This is a genomic window from Streptomyces atratus, from assembly GCF_900119365.1.
Lineage (GTDB): Bacteria > Actinomycetota > Actinomycetes > Streptomycetales > Streptomycetaceae > Streptomyces > Streptomyces atratus_B.
Map to the genome: position 1 here is coordinate 23,428 of NZ_FPJO01000038.1, position 13,617 is coordinate 37,044.

9 protein-coding genes, 2 tRNA genes and 1 pseudogene are annotated in these 13,617 nt (G+C 72.0%); 6 read left to right on the plus strand and 6 right to left on the minus strand.

Annotation, left to right across the window (positions count from 1 at the left end; genetic code table 11):
• The first annotated feature begins 31 nt into the window (after positions 1-31).
• Entirely contained in the window at positions 32-1,900 is a 1,869-nt protein-coding gene (locus tag BT364_RS35025; RefSeq protein ID WP_079179799.1) for a putative bifunctional diguanylate cyclase/phosphodiesterase, read from the plus strand.
• Positions 1,901-1,927: 27 nt separating this feature from the next.
• Here BT364_RS35025 and BT364_RS35030 read toward each other — a convergent pair whose 3' ends face one another.
• Entirely contained in the window at positions 1,928-3,025 is a 1,098-nt protein-coding gene (locus tag BT364_RS35030) for an LLM class flavin-dependent oxidoreductase (RefSeq protein ID WP_072489233.1), read from the minus strand.
• 88 nt (positions 3,026-3,113) lie between these two features.
• Entirely contained in the window at positions 3,114-3,917 is an 804-nt protein-coding gene (locus BT364_RS35035) for a maleate cis-trans isomerase family protein (protein WP_072489258.1), read from the minus strand.
• 147 nt (positions 3,918-4,064) lie between these two features.
• On the opposite strand from BT364_RS35035, the gene BT364_RS35040 reads away from it, so the two are divergent.
• The 4 genes and pseudogenes from BT364_RS35040 (at position 4,065) to BT364_RS35055 (ending at position 7,290) form a co-directional block, all read left to right on the plus strand.
• Positions 4,065-5,024, plus strand: a complete 960-nt coding sequence (locus BT364_RS35040) for a D-2-hydroxyacid dehydrogenase (protein WP_072489234.1) — start codon at positions 4,065-4,067, stop codon at positions 5,022-5,024.
• A 232-nt stretch (positions 5,025-5,256) separates the two neighbouring features.
• A pseudogene (locus BT364_RS39535) lies at positions 5,257-5,495 on the plus strand (IclR family transcriptional regulator); the annotation flags it as partial.
• A gap of 66 nt (positions 5,496-5,561) precedes the next feature.
• Positions 5,562-5,635: transfer RNA gene (locus BT364_RS35050), tRNA-Lys, on the plus strand.
• A gap of 131 nt (positions 5,636-5,766) precedes the next feature.
• The gene (locus BT364_RS35055; RefSeq protein WP_072489236.1) at positions 5,767-7,290 is read left to right on the plus strand and encodes an MFS transporter; all 1,524 of its coding nucleotides are present in this window, start codon (positions 5,767-5,769) and stop codon (positions 7,288-7,290) included.
• On the opposite strand, the gene BT364_RS35060 is transcribed toward BT364_RS35055, so the two are convergent.
• The 4 genes from BT364_RS35060 to BT364_RS35075 all read right to left on the minus strand — a co-directional run bounded on the left by BT364_RS35060 (position 7,287) and on the right by BT364_RS35075 (position 12,765).
• Positions 7,287-9,020, minus strand: coding sequence for an AMP-binding protein (locus BT364_RS35060; protein ID WP_079179800.1), 1,734 nt, complete (start codon positions 9,018-9,020; stop codon positions 7,287-7,289). The genes BT364_RS35055 and BT364_RS35060 overlap by 4 nt on opposite strands.
• A 26-nt stretch (positions 9,021-9,046) precedes the next feature.
• The gene (locus BT364_RS35065; protein ID WP_072489237.1) at positions 9,047-9,637 is read right to left on the minus strand and encodes a lytic polysaccharide monooxygenase auxiliary activity family 9 protein; all 591 of its coding nucleotides are present in this window, start codon (positions 9,635-9,637) and stop codon (positions 9,047-9,049) included.
• A 169-nt stretch (positions 9,638-9,806) separates the two neighbouring features.
• On the minus strand, positions 9,807-11,396 hold the full coding sequence (locus BT364_RS35070; protein ID WP_256260355.1) for an SPFH domain-containing protein: 1,590 nt from the start codon (positions 11,394-11,396) through the stop codon (positions 9,807-9,809).
• A gap of 25 nt (positions 11,397-11,421) precedes the next feature.
• Complete coding sequence (locus BT364_RS35075) at positions 11,422-12,765, minus strand: peptidoglycan-binding protein (RefSeq protein ID WP_072489239.1); 1,344 nt, start codon at positions 12,763-12,765, stop codon at positions 11,422-11,424.
• A 184-nt stretch (positions 12,766-12,949) separates the two neighbouring features.
• Between BT364_RS35075 and BT364_RS35080 the strand changes: the two genes are divergently transcribed.
• Positions 12,950-13,023: transfer RNA gene (locus tag BT364_RS35080), tRNA-Lys, on the plus strand.
• Positions 13,024-13,617: the final 594 nt, after the last annotated feature.

Here is a 13,617-nt window from a genome sequence, read left to right on the forward strand (position 1 = left end):
TCAGGACAGAACTGCACGGCGGGAGCGAACGGTGAGCGGAACCCCCGAAGGGCCCGGGCCCACGGCGGGCACACCCCGGCATTCCGCAGGACCGGCGACCACGGAATGTCACACTCCGTGGCCGCCTGTCGGAGCCGAGTGCTCCGAGCCGCACGGCTACCGGGCCGCGTTCCTGGCCGCCACCCTCCCGATGGCCGTCGTCGATCACGAGGGACTGGTCGTCACCGCCAACGAAGCCCTCGGCGGCCTCCTCGGCCGCCCCGCCTCCGCGCTGACCAACCAGTCCGCGGCCGATCTGCTCGACCTCGCGGCGGACGGCCGCACCTGGCACGCGTACCGCGAGGTGCTGCACGGGCGGCGCTCACGGTTCCGCTGCACCCACCGGCTCAAGCACCCCGACGGACGCGCCCTGTGGGCCGAGGTCACCGTCGTACCGATGCCCGGGCAGGTGGCGGGCGCGGGCGACGGCTCCGTACCCGGCCGGGTACTGCTCTCCGTCTCGGACATCAGCGACCGGCGCGAGCTGCAGAAGCGGCTGCGCCACCTCCAGATGCACGACCCGGTGACCCGGCTGCCCAACCGGACCCTGTTCTTCGAACGGCTCTCGGCCGCCCTGGAGACCCCGCCGCACGGCGACAGCGCCTCCGGACACGGCCGGGTCGGGCTCTGCTACCTGGACCTGGACGGCTTCAAGGCCGTCAACGACACGATGGGCCACCGGATCGGCGACCGGCTGCTCGCCGCCGTCGCCGCACGGCTCACCGACTGCGCGGCCCAGGACGGCGCGCACCGCTCCGGCGCCCATCTCGTGGCGCGCCTCGGCGGCGACGAGTTCGCGATCCTGGTCGAGGACTCCGCCGGTACGCAGCAGCTCACCGACCTGGCCCGCAGCGTCCTCGCCGCCCTCCAGCAGCCCTTCGACCTGGCCGGGCAGCGGCTCTCGGTGTCGGCCTCGATCGGGGTGGTGGAACGGGCCGTGGCCGGCACCTCCGCCACCGGTCTGATGCAGGCCGCCGACACCACGCTGTACTGGGCGAAGGCGGACGGCAAGGCCCGCTGGACGGTCTTCGACCCGGAGCGCAACGCCCACCGGATGACCCGGCAGACGCTCTCGTCCAATCTGCGGCCCGCCGTGGAGCGCGGTGAGTTCACCATCGAGTACCAGCCGCTGGTCGGCATGGCCGACGGAGTCGTGCGCGGGGTGGAGGCCCTGGTCCGCTGGAACCATCCCCAGTTCGGCATGCTCTCGCCGAATCGGTTCGTCGCGATCGCCGAGGAGGACGGCTCGATCGTCCAGCTCGGCCGGTGGGTGCTGCAGTCCGCCTGCCGCCAGGCCCGGCGCTGGCAGCTGGAGCACCCCGCCGATCCACCGCTGTTCATCAGTGTCAATGTCGCCGTGCGCCAGGTCTGGGACTCCGACCTGGTCACCGATGTCGCGGAGATCCTCGCCGAGACCGGCCTCGACCCCTCGCTGCTCCAGCTGGAGCTGACCGAGTCCGCGGTGATGGGCTCGGCGGGCCGCCCGATCCAGGCGCTCCAGTCGCTCAGCGAGATGGGCGTACGGATCGCCATCGACGACTTCGGCACCGGATACTCCAACCTCGCCTATCTGAGCCGGCTGCCGGTCTCGGTGCTGAAGCTGGACGGCTCCTTCGTACGCGGCTTCCGCTACGACGAAGGCGCCCACCCGAGCCCGGCCGACGAGACGATCGTCGAGGCGATGGTGCAGCTGGCGCACCGGCTGGGCCTGACCGTCACCGCGGAGTGCGTGGAGACGGCCGGCCAGGCGGAACGGCTGCGCAGGATCGGCTGCGACACCGGGCAGGGCTGGCTGTACTCACGCGCGGTGGCCCCGGAGCGGATCGCCGAGCTGATCGGCACCCGCCCGATGCAGGGCTGACACGGCCCGGCCGCCGAGGGGCCGGACTCAGGCCGTGGGCAGTCCGTACGCGTCCGCGATCAGTTCGTAGCTGCGCAGCCTCGCCTCGCCGCTGTGGGCGTTGGCGGTGATCATGAGCTCGTCGGCGCCGGTGCGCTTGGCGAGGCCGTCGAGGCCGGTGCGGACCTGGTCCGCGGTGCCGTGGACGATGTCGGCGAGCCAGCTGTCGACGAACTCGCGCTCCATCGGGCTGAAGGCGTACGCCTCCGCCTCCTCCGGCGTCGGGACCAGACCGGGGCGGCCGGTGCGCAGCCGGACCATGGACAGCGCGCCGGAGAGCACCTGGCGGCGGGCCTCGCGCTCGTCGTCGGCGGCCAGGGCCGAGACGCCGATGAGTGCGTACGGGGCGTCCAGCACCGCGGACGGCCGGAACGACTCCCGGTACAGGTCGAGCGCCGGAATCGTGTTCTGGGCCGAGAAGTGGTGGGCGAAGGCGAAGGGCAGGCCGAGCACACCGGCCAGCCGGGCGCTGAAGCCGGAGGAGCCGAGCAGCCAGACCGGTGGGCGGGCCGGCGACTGGACGCCGCCGTCGGCCGTGGCCTGGACGGGGCCGGGGACCGCGTGGATGCGGGCGTAGGGGTGGCCGTCGGGGAAGTCGTCGTCCAGGAACCGGGTCAGCTCGGCGAGCTGCTGCGGAAAGTCTTCGGCGCCCTCGTTCAGCCGGTCGGAGCGGCGCAGGGCGGCCGCCGTCGCGCCGTCGGTGCCGGGGGCGCGGCCGAGGCCGAGGTCGATGCGCCGGGGGGCCATGGCCTCCAGGGTGCCGAACTGTTCCGCGATGACCAGCGGTGCGTGGTTGGGCAGCATCACGCCGCCGGAGCCGAGCCTGATGCGCTCGGTGTGTGCGGCGAGGTGGGCCAGGATCACGGCCGGGGAGGAGGAGGCGACACCGGGCATGGAGTGGTGCTCGGCGACCCAGTAGCGGTGGAAGCCGCGGCGCTCGGCGAGCTGCGCGATGTCCACCCCGGTGCGCAGCGCCTGGGTGGCGGTACGGCCCTGCCCGACGGTCACCAGGTCCAGTACGGAGAGCGGAACGGGGGCCGTTCCCTCCGCCCTGCCACGGATCTCGTCGCCTCGAATCTCGTCCACGTGCTGACCTCTCCGGTGATGCGCGCTGCGTCGGGCTCGTACGTCCGACCCGTACGTCCTCCAGCACCTAACAGGAGGTTGTCTCCGGTTATTCCCGTACGTCTCCGGGCAGGGCCCGCTTCCCGCTGTGGGCGCGTGCCCGGCCCTCGCCCCAGGCGGCCACCGGGGCCGGCGGTGCCTCGCGGGCGGCGAAGAGCCGGCCCAGTCGCGGGGACCACGAGCGGCGGCCGGCCAGGCGCAGGCCCTCGCGGACGGTGACCTGGTTCCCGGTGAGGACCGGTTTGCCGAGGAGTTCCTCCAGCTCCGCCTCGTGCCCGGCGGTGTGCAGCGCCGTGTCGGGCAGCAGCACCACGTCCGCCTCCGGCCGGTCGGCGGCGACGGCGAGCTCCTTCACCCGGTCCAGGTCCCAGGCGGCGGCCTCGGCGGCCGAGCCGAGCGAGGCGGCGCGGGTGCCGGCCACATCGATGCCCGCGGCGTGCAGGAAGTCGGCGAACAGGCCGGTGACCCGCTCGGAGTAGGTGGAGGCGACGGCGACCCGTCCGGCGCCCAGCTCCCGTATCGCGTGGGCGAAGCCGATGGAGGTGCTGGAGGCGGGCACGCCGACCGCCCGGGCCAGGGCGGCGGTCTGTTCATGGGCACCCTCCCAGCCGTACAGGAAGCTGCCGCCGCCGCTCGCCCACACGACGGACTCGACACCGGCGCGTTGCAGCTCCTCCACCCCGGCGGCCAGGTGCTCGGGCGAGCCGGTCCGCGTCAGGGCGTCGATCCCGTAGGCGTCCTCGTCGACGTCGGTACGGTTCACGACCAGCCTGACGGCGTCGAGCAGGATCTCCATCCGCGGGAAGTCGTCCGCCGCGAAGTGACCCGGGTAGAGAATTCCGACGGTCGTCATGTCCACAGGTCCGCCCTCCCTGTTCGCGTTCCCTTCTAGTATTCCCCCATATGTCGTGACTCCCCCGGTGCCCTGTTGACGGGTGGGGGCCCGGGTGCGAGCGTGGTCAATCCGCACATCCCAGACGCAGCGGAGCGACCGCCTCTCATGTCAGAGCCCACCCTGCTCGTCCTGGACACCGACCCGTCACCGCGGCTGGGCCGGCTGACCGGCCGGGCCCGGATCCGTTACACGGACGAGGCCGGACTGGCCGCGCGGCTCCCGTCGGCCGATGTGCTGCTGGTGTGGGACTTCGCCTCCGACGCGGTACGGGCCGCCTGGCCCGGCGAGGGACCGCGCCCGGCCTGGGTGCACATGGCGAGCGCGGGCGTGGACCGGCTGCTCTGCCCGGAACTGACGGCCTCCGGCACGGTGGTGACCAACGCCCGGGGCATCTTCGAGCGGCCGATCGCCGAGTACGTGACCGGTCTGGTGCTGGCGTTCGCCAAGGATTTCCCCGGCACGCTGGAGCTCCAGCGGCGGCGGCAGTGGCGCCACCGCGAGAGCACGCAGCTCGCGGGCAGCCGCGCGGTGGTCGTCGGCGCGGGCCCGGTCGGGCGGGAGATCACGAGGCTGCTGATCGCGCTGGGGGTCCGGGTGGCGCTCGTGGGGCGCAGGGCGCGGCGCACCATCCACGGCGCCGAGGATCTGGACCGGCTGACCGCGCTGGCCGACTGGGTGATCTGCGCGGCTCCGCTGACCGAGTCGACCCGCGGCATGTTCGACGCCCGGTTCTTCGGGCTGATGCAGCCGTCGGCCCGCTTCATCAACGTGGGGCGCGGTCCGATGGTCGTCGAGGACGATCTGGCCGAGGCGCTGCGCAGGCGCTGGATCGCGGGCGCGGCGCTCGATGTGTTCGAGCAGGAGCCACTGGGACCGCAGAGCCCGCTCTGGGACGTGCCGGATCTGATCGTGTCACCGCACATGAGCGGCGACACGGCGGGCTGGCGGGACCGGCTGAGCGAGCAGTTCGTCGCGATGTACGAACTCTGGGCGGCCGGCGAGCCGCTGCCGAACGTGGTGGACAAGCAGCGCGGTTACGTACCCGTCCGGGAGCCGGGCGAGTGATCCGGGGCCGAAAGCGGCACTGAAGTTCGACATCGGACGGGTGAGCGAATCCGGTTCACCGGAAGAAATCTCTCCGGACGCGGGGCGCGGACACACCCGCGCGTTCCCGTGCTCGGCGCTTTCACCTCGCCACTCGTCGACCGTCAATGACGTTGACATATGCCAGATGGATGCGACTCACGAAGGTGTCGCGCGTCGGCAAGTCGCCAACAGCCGCCCCGGACAGGCGCTGGCCGCCCACGCCTCGGCGGCCGGCAAGTGCCTGCTCTCCCAGCTCGACCACAACGGCCGCCGCGATCACATCTCGCGTCACAAGACGCCCCGGCTCACCTCGCGGACGATCACCAGACGGCCGGGGCGTCGGCGGGCTGCCTGACACTGTCGCTGCCGATCGAGGACGCGCACCGCCTGCGCTCGGCGGCCGACACACTGAACCGGCGGGCGGCGCCGGTCCTCCTGTCGATGGCGCTCCAGGCACCGTCCGCCGGGGGTGTCATCAGCACCCCTCGGGAGCAGGTATTATTTTCGAGTCAGCAGGCGCCGCTAGCTCAGTTGGTTAGAGCAGCTGACTCTTAATCAGCGGGTCCGGGGTTCGAGTCCCTGGCGGCGCACAGACAACGCACTGGGCGGTTCACGTACACACGTGAACCGCCCAGTGCGTTTTTTGCTGCCCGGCGAGATGTACAGACGTTTTAAACAATCGTACTAGACAAGCGTTTTAAACAGCCGTACATTCCCTGGCATGACGAACGCTACGAGCACCACCGCCGAGCGCGGCCAACTCGCCGGTCGCCGGGAATGGACCGCCTTCGTGGTCCTCCTGCTCCCCCTCCTCCTGGTCTCGATGGACATCTCCGTCCTCTTCTTCGCGATCCCGTCCATCGACCGGGACCTCGCCCCCAGCGCCACCCAGCAGCTCTGGATCTTCGATGTGTACGCCTTCGCCCTGGCCGGCCTGCTCATCACGATGGGCTCGCTCGGCGACCGGATCGGCCGCCGCAAGCTGCTGCTCCTGGGCGCGTTCGCGTTCAGTGCCGCGTCCGTGGCCACCGCGTACGCCAACAGTCCCGAGATGCTGATCGCGGCCCGCGCCCTGCTCGGGATCGGCGGGGCGACGCTGATGCCGTCGACCATGGGGCTGGTGCGGAACATGTTCCGCGACGAGCGGCAGCGCGGCCGGGCCGTGGGGATCTGGTCGGGGGCCATGGCGGGCGGTATCGCGCTCGGCTCGGTGCTCAGCGGGATCATGCTGGAGCACTTCTGGTGGGGCTCGGTCTTTCTGATCAACGTGCCGGCGATGGTGCTGCTGCTGGTCCTGGTCCCGGTGCTGGTCCCGGAGTTCAAGGACCCGAACCCCGGACGTTTCGACCTGCTGAGCGTGCCGCTGTCGATGGGGTCCGTGCTGCCGGTCATCTACGGCATCAAGGAGAGCGCCGCCCATGGGCTCGATGTGCAGAACGGGCTGATCATCGCCGCCGGGCTGATCGTCGGCCGGTTCTTCGTCCGCCGCCAGCGCGGCCGCGCCGACGCGATGATCAGCCGGGAACTGTTCCGCGACCGCCGCTTCGGGGTGGGGATCGGGCTGAACGCGCTGGCCGCGTTCGCCATGATGGGCTCCTCGTTCTTCACCACGCAGTATCTGCAGTCGGTGCTCGGCATGGACACGCTGGAGGCCGCGCTGTGGAGCCTGGCACCCTCGCTCGCCGTGGGCGCCGCGGCCCCGACGGCCACGGCGATCGCCCAGCGGACCGACCGGGCACGGGTCGTCTGCGCCGGTTTCGTCATCGCCGCCGCCGGCTTCGCCGTCCTCGCCGTGACCGGCACGGATTCCCTGTGGCTGCTGCTCGGCGGCTGCGCCGTGATGAGCTGCGGAATCGTCACCGTGATGGCGCTCGTCTCCGACCTGGCGCTGTCCACGGCCCCGCCGGAGAAGGCGAGTTCGGCGGCCTCGCTGCTGGAGACCGGCCAGGAGTTCGGCGGTGCGACGGGGATGGCCCTGCTGGGCGCGGTGGCCACCGCGATCTACACCGCGGACATGCCGGGCTCCGCTCCGGAGGTCGCTCGCAAGACCCTCGCGGGTGCGGTGGCCACGGGCGACGGTTCGCTGATCTCGATCGGGCGGGAGGCCTTCGTGCACAGCATGCAGTACGCCTCGGTGGTAGGGGCCGCGCTGTTGCTGACGGGGGCGGTGCTGGCCGCGACGCTGTTGCGGAGGGCGGGGGCCGCGGAGGCGGCCGCGCACCGGGAGCCGGCCCTGACGAACTAGTGCGGGTCCACCCGCCTTGCCGCTGTGTCCTCGATCGCCGGGCGGGCTTGAATTCCACGCCCGTCCGGCGGTTGAGGACAGAACGCGCCACGCCCATGTGCCTCGTACTCACGCAGCAGAGCGCTCAGCTGCTCGTCGCCGAACGGCTCGTACCCGGTACCGGTCCCCTTCCGCCACACGGGTCCCCCGGACCAGAACCCCTCCCGGCGCAGCCCCACGCGGTGCACCTTGTTCGTCGCCGTGACCGGCATCGCCGGGACGATCCGCACGAAGGCGGGGGCCATCTTCGTACCCAGGTCCGACTGCGCGGCGAGGAACGCGGCGAAGGCGGACGGGTCGAAGGCGGCCCCCTCCCGCATGGCCAGCGCCGCCATCACCTGGTCCCCGGCGACCGGGTCCGGCACCGCGTACACCGCCACGGCCGCCGCGTCCTGCCAGCGGGCCAGGATGTTCTCGATCATCGCGGCGGCCAGGTTCTCACTGTCCACCCGCAGCCGGTCGTCGGTGCGGCCCGCGAAGTAGAGGAAGCCCTCGGCGTCACGGAAGAAGAGGTCCCCGGTCCAGTACCAGCCGCCGCGCACCCGCTCGGCTTCCGCCGCCGCGTTGCGCCAGTAGCCCTCGAAGGGCGTACGTCCCCGGTTGACCAACTCCCCGATCGCCTCGGCCCCGTTGGTCAGCCGGCCCGCTCCGTCGAAGACGGCGGTGGCCCGTTCCTCGCCGGTTTCCGGGTCCACGACCGCGAGATCGTCGCGGGCCGAGGCCCTCCCGATCGCCCGCTCCGGGGTGTCCGGGGTCCGCTGGATCGCCGCGCCGCCCTCGGAGGAGCCGTAGCCCTCCACCAGCCGCACCCCGAACCGCTCCCGGAACCGGGCCGCGTCCACCGCACCGGCCTCGGTGCCGAAGCCGAGCCGGAGCGGATGCTCGCGGTCGTCCGGGCGCTCGGGAGTGGCCAGCAGATACTGCACGGCGCGGCCGACATAGGTGAAGTACGTCGCCCCGTGCGCCCGTACGTCGTCGAGGAATCCGGAGGCCGAGAAACGGCGGCGCAGCGCGACGGCGGCCCCGCCGGCCAGTGCGGGAGCCCAGTCGGCGATCACGGCGTTGCCGTGGAACATCGGCATGCAGATGTAGTGGACGTCCTCGCGCCGGACGCCGAAGTGGTCGACGAGCGACTGTCCGGCCGCCGCCAGCCGTCCCTGGGTGCAGATCGCGGCCTTGGGCGCGCCCGTCGATCCGGAGGTGAAGTAGAGCAGCATCCGGGTTCCGGGGCCGATGTCCGGCCGGGCCGTGTCGCCGGGCTCGGCCCCGGCGTACGGGGTGAGGAGTTCGGCGTACGCGTCGGTGTCGGTGACCAGCATCCGGACACCGGGGAGGTCCAGGCCGTCGAGCAGCGGCAGATGGGCGCGTTCGGTGACCAGGACCCGGCAGCCGGTGTGCAGGATGTCCCGGGCCAGTTCGGCGCCGCGCCGGGTGGGGTTGATACCGGCCACGGCGGCCCCGGCCAGGGCCGCCGCGCTCAACCAGAGGGGAAATTCAGGGGTGTTGTCCAGCAGCACCCCGAGGTGCGGTTCGCTGCCCGCCGACAGCAGATCCGTCAGGAGCGCGGCCCGTGCGGCAGCGCCCGAGGCGACCTGGTGATGAGTGAGGACGGTGTCCTGATGTCTCAGTCCGGGCCGGTGGTCGCCCCATTGGCGCTGTACGAGCTCCGCTACGGTGCCTGCGCTCCTCATGGCGCCGCACGGTAACTGACTGGACGTCAGAACTGAACATCGGAGCAGGCGTAGAACGCGTTGCCCGTGTCAGCGATGTTCCAGACGCTCAGGATGATGTGCTTCCCGCTCTTCTGGGTGGGGATGGTGCCCTGCTGGGTCAGGGTCGCCGGGGGCTGCTTGCCGCCGTACGGCACCGTCATGAAGGGCTGCGATTCCAGGCCGGCCCTGGTCAGCGGCTTGGTGGGGTCCCAGCCGTCCTTGGTGATGTAGTAGCGGAAGTCCGTCGTGGCGTGGCGTGCGGTGAACTGCCAGCGGAAGCCGAAGCCCTGGCCCGCGGTGACCTGGGTGGCGGGCCAGTTGCCGCCGCGCGGGTCGTCGAGCTGGGCGAACTCGCCATGGCCGCCGGAGCAGATCTTGCCGTCGGCCGGACCTGCCGCCGGGAAGCCCTTCGGGCCCTCGACGCTCTGCGGCTCCCACTGGATGTTGCCGCAGCCCGTCACCGTGCCGTTGGCACAGAGCTTCTGACGGCTGATGGGGTTGTCGGTGTAGCCGTGGCTGCCGGCAGTGCTCGTCGCGAACATCGAGACGCCCGCGATTGCCAGGCCGACCACGGCCGCGCTTGCCCTTTTACGCATTGCTGTCGCTCCTCAAGAACGTGGGGGAGGTTCCATGAGCCGTACTGCGCGCGCCCTGCGGTCTAGACCAAGACTTAGATTATTGACGGGCTATGAACATGTCCAGACCAATGGGAGTCCGATTCCGCTCAGGGCCTGCCCTGGCCGGCTCAGCGGCCCCGAGGCCCCCTCAGGCCCCTTCCCCGCCGCTACGTCCGGTGTAGAAGGCCACCGTCAAGTCCTTGACCAGGGACTTCCGTTCGTAGTCGTCGAGCTCCACGATGCCCCGTGCGGTCAGCCGGTTGACCGTGTCGTCGACCGCGTCGACCACCGAAGTCAGGACACTGTCGCGGTGCTTGGCGTCGAGGGCCGCGATCCGGCGGCGCTGCATCGCCGCGGCGACCTCCGGCGCGTACTCGATTCCGGTCGGCTGCGCCGAGTACACCTCGATGCCGACGGGCTCGCAGTCCGCCTTCAGCATCCGGGTCAGCGCGTCGCCGACCGCCTCGGCGTTGCGCAGGGTGTGCGCGTCCTCGTGGAAGGCGTCGGCGGGCAGCTGCGAGAGGACCCGGGCCATCGCCGCCTCGACCTGCTCGCGCAGATACGCCTCGTGGTCGGCGACCCCGAGCGCCGCCCGTACGGTGTCCTTGATCCGCCACACCACGAGGACGACCACGCGCAGCGCCGTGCCGTTGGCGTCCACGGCGGGGAGCGGTTCGCTGCGCCAGTGCCGCAGGCGTACGTCGACCCGGCGGCGCAGCAGCAGGGGGCTGATCCACATCAGCCCGGTCCGCCGCACGCTCCCCCGGTACTCGCCGAAGAGCGTCAGCACCCAGGCGTACCCCACACGTCCCCGGCTCAGGCCGCCGAGCGCGAAGAGCGCCACCGACACCAGCGCGACGAGCGCCGCCCAGGCGCCGATCCCGATCCCGTCGTACGGGCGCGAACCGATCCCGAACCGGGCGAGCGCGGTGGCGGGCAGCGCGCCGATCCACCAGAGCACGGCGCCACCGGCGGCGACCCCGGCCAGTCCGGCGAGCAGTGCGAGCCAGCCGGGGAGCACGGGGCCCGGCCGCTCGGCGAGCCGTGGATCGGCGACCGGAGCCGGGCGCGTCGAGGGCCGCACCTGCGGCCCCCTCGGCACGGGCGGCCGCCGCACCCCTGTCTGCGGCCGGTCGCCCCCGGCCGCCCGCCGCGGCACACCGGCGGGGAGCGCGGCCGCGTCGGCGCGCGCGGCGTCCTCGCGGAAGAGCAGGTGCACGGGGATGGACGCGGTCCGCTCGTTGCCGATGACCGCGTGGTGGCGCCCGATCCCCCACCGCGTGTCGCCGGGCTGCTGCACGGCCCCGTCGCCCCCGGAGACGGGGAGGGAGTCGAAGACGGCGTCGGGGGCCGCGCGGTTCCGGGGCGAGGAGGGGACGGGTTCGGTCCCCGGCGCCGCGGCCGGGACCGACACCGACACCGACACCGAGGCCGAGGTCGAGGTCGAGGTCGCGCCGAACGGGGAGTCCAGGTCCTCGCCCGGGACCAGATCCAGCACGGGATCGACCACGGAGTCAGGACCGGCCTCCGACCCGGCCTCCGCGACGGACCCCGGCCCCGGGACGGCGACCGCGACCGCGGCCCCCGCGCCGGGGGGCCCGTCCGGGCCGCCGTCCTCCCGGCCGGGCGGCGCCACCCGGTCCGGGCCGCACACCCGGACCGGCTCCGGCTCCCGCTCGCCCTCCCGCGGCCTTCCGTTCTCCGGGGTTCCGGAGCTGTCCGACACCATGGATCGCATACCCGCCTCCGTCATGTCCGTCGTGTCACCCGAAGAGTCGGCGCCAGGTCTCCGGACCGGGGTAGCCGTCGGCCGCTCCGCCCCGCCAGCCCTGAGCCCGTTGGAAGGCCTCGACATTGCGCCGGTCCGCCTCGGTCCACCGGGGCCCGGGTCCCGACGTGTAGTACTTGCCGAATCCGCGCTTCGCCAACTGCTTGCCGAGCCTGTCGACATGGCTGTTGGACTGTCCGGGCCGGAAATAGCCCCGCCCGGGGAACTTCGAATCCGGATTCGAGTCACCGTGGCCGGCCCCCGTTCCGCCGCCCCCGCCCCCGCCCCCGGTGCCGGGGATGTCTCGGCCGGTTCCGTCGGCCAGCAGCCGCCAGGTGTCGGGGCCGGGGATGCCGTCCGCCTCCTTGCCCTTCCAGCCCTGGGCCTTCTGGAAGGCCTGGGTCGCGCGCCGGTCGGCGTCGCCCCAGCCCGGCCCGGGGCCGACCTCGTAGAAGCGCTTGCCGCCCCGGTCCGTGAGCATCCTGCCGAGCTGGGTGACGTACTTGTTGCTGGCGCCGGGGCCGAACTTCGCGGCGCCCGGGAATCCCGCCACCGAGGAACCGCTGCCGGCGCTGCCGCCGCTGAGGCCCTTGTAGCGGTAGGCGACGTATTTGCCGGAGTTGGTCCAGTACGCCATGGGCGTCGTCTTCTTGCGGGTGTGCGGCTTCGTCTGCTCGTACGCCGTGTAGTGGGTGTGCGTGTAGTCGGTCCAGCCGCCGAAGATCGTGACGTGCGAGCCCTTCGAGGGGTCGGCCGGGTTGTGGAAGAGCAGGATGTCGCCGGGCTGGAGCTCCTCCCGCGCGATCCGCGTCCCGAACGCGGCGAGGCTGCCGGTCCACTCGTTGCCGGGCAGGTTCCAGGCCATCGACACGAAGCCGGAGCAGTCCTGCCGGTATCCGTCGGACCAGTACTTGACCATGCTGTACGGAACGTCGGCCGACACCCACTTCTTCGCGCGGTTGATGATGGCGGCCCGGCTGCTCTTGCGCAGCTTGGGCGTGGTCGTCGTGGACGAGGGCGGCCCCGCGGCGCCGCCGCCGCGCAGCGGTCCGGGCCCGCCCTGCGGGCTGTCCCCGTCCGGGTCCGTCCGGGCGGCTCCGGCTGCCCCCGCCGCCCGGTCGCCCGTCGTGCCCGTCGAACCCGCCGCCTCGGCGACGCCGGAGCCCAGTACCACTCCGGCCGCGGTGGCCAGCACCAGGGCGCGGCGCGCGCCGTGTGCGGCCGGATGACCTCCGTACCGCACGGGCAGCGCACTGGCGGCGGTCCGCCGCTGTGCGGCGCACCCCGCACAGATGCAGTCGATGGCGGGCACGTACTCCTCGAAAGCCGGCACAGTCATGCGATTCCCCTCCGCACTCGTCAAGATCTTTGGGCGCATCTGCACGGGCGCCAGTGTCTCAACTCTCCTGACATATCGCATTTTGACGGACAGAAGAGAAAAAACGACCATCCGACAGGCCGTGATGGACGGTAAATGGTCAGGAGCACGCCCCGGCTTCGGGTAGAGTTCTCCAGGTCAGCAGGCGCCGCTAGCTCAGTTGGTTAGAGCAGCTGACTCTTAATCAGCGGGTCCGGGGTTCGAGTCCCTGGCGGCGCACGCAGAGTCAAAGCCCTCTCACCATGCGTGAGGGGGCTTTGCTCGTTCGCGAACCTCGCACGCCGAAGCCTCCCGCACCGAAGCCCCGCGCCGGGCCCCCACCCCGCGACGCCCTCCACGGCGTCACCTTGAAACCACTACCCGCACAGTCACCGCAGAGCTGCCACACAGTCACCATCCGGTCACTCAGCGGCGTAAAGGTCGTTCTCATACGCCTCCGCACGCCCCCTCCACAAGGGGGCAACACATCGTACGTACGGCTGGTAACCCACTCTTTTCACCCTTGCGATCAGGTCCGGGGCCGGACAACCTGTCCAGTGGCCATCAGCTCCAACCAGGCTGATGGACAGTGCAGTTGGGGGCCGCAGAGGGGGAAGCTCCGGCTGTCCGCAACGCGAGGTGGGGGCCCTGCTCGGGGACTGGTGCCGAGGGGGCACCAGGCAGCCGGAAGGGCGCCGTTCCGTATCCGAGCGGACGGTCGCCCGCCACTGATGTCGGCCGCGGCGACCGACGGGGAATCGCCACGGCCGGGTCGACCGACCAGTCACGCACCGACCATGCGTGCAGGGGGGATGACCCATGACGTCGACGCCG

What these genes read in the sequence shown, in the direction of transcription:
- BT364_RS35035 (WP_072489258.1), bottom strand. Translation starts at nt 3,917, where the DNA reads ATGACGACCGTCGGAATTCTCTACCCGGGTCACTTCGCGGCGGACGAC.
- BT364_RS35040 (WP_072489234.1), top strand. Translation starts at nt 4,065, where the DNA reads ATGTCAGAGCCCACCCTGCTCGTCCTGGACACCGACCCGTCACCGCGG.
- BT364_RS35055 (WP_072489236.1), top strand. Translation starts at nt 5,767, where the DNA reads ATGACGAACGCTACGAGCACCACCGCCGAGCGCGGCCAACTCGCCGGT.
- BT364_RS35060 (WP_079179800.1), bottom strand. Translation starts at nt 9,020, where the DNA reads ATGAGGAGCGCAGGCACCGTAGCGGAGCTCGTACAGCGCCAATGGGGC.
- BT364_RS35065 (WP_072489237.1), bottom strand. Translation starts at nt 9,637, where the DNA reads ATGCGTAAAAGGGCAAGCGCGGCCGTGGTCGGCCTGGCAATCGCGGGC.
- BT364_RS35070 (WP_256260355.1), bottom strand. Translation starts at nt 11,396, where the DNA reads ATGCGATCCATGGTGTCGGACAGCTCCGGAACCCCGGAGAACGGAAGG.
- BT364_RS35075 (WP_072489239.1), bottom strand. Translation starts at nt 12,765, where the DNA reads ATGACTGTGCCGGCTTTCGAGGAGTACGTGCCCGCCATCGACTGCATC.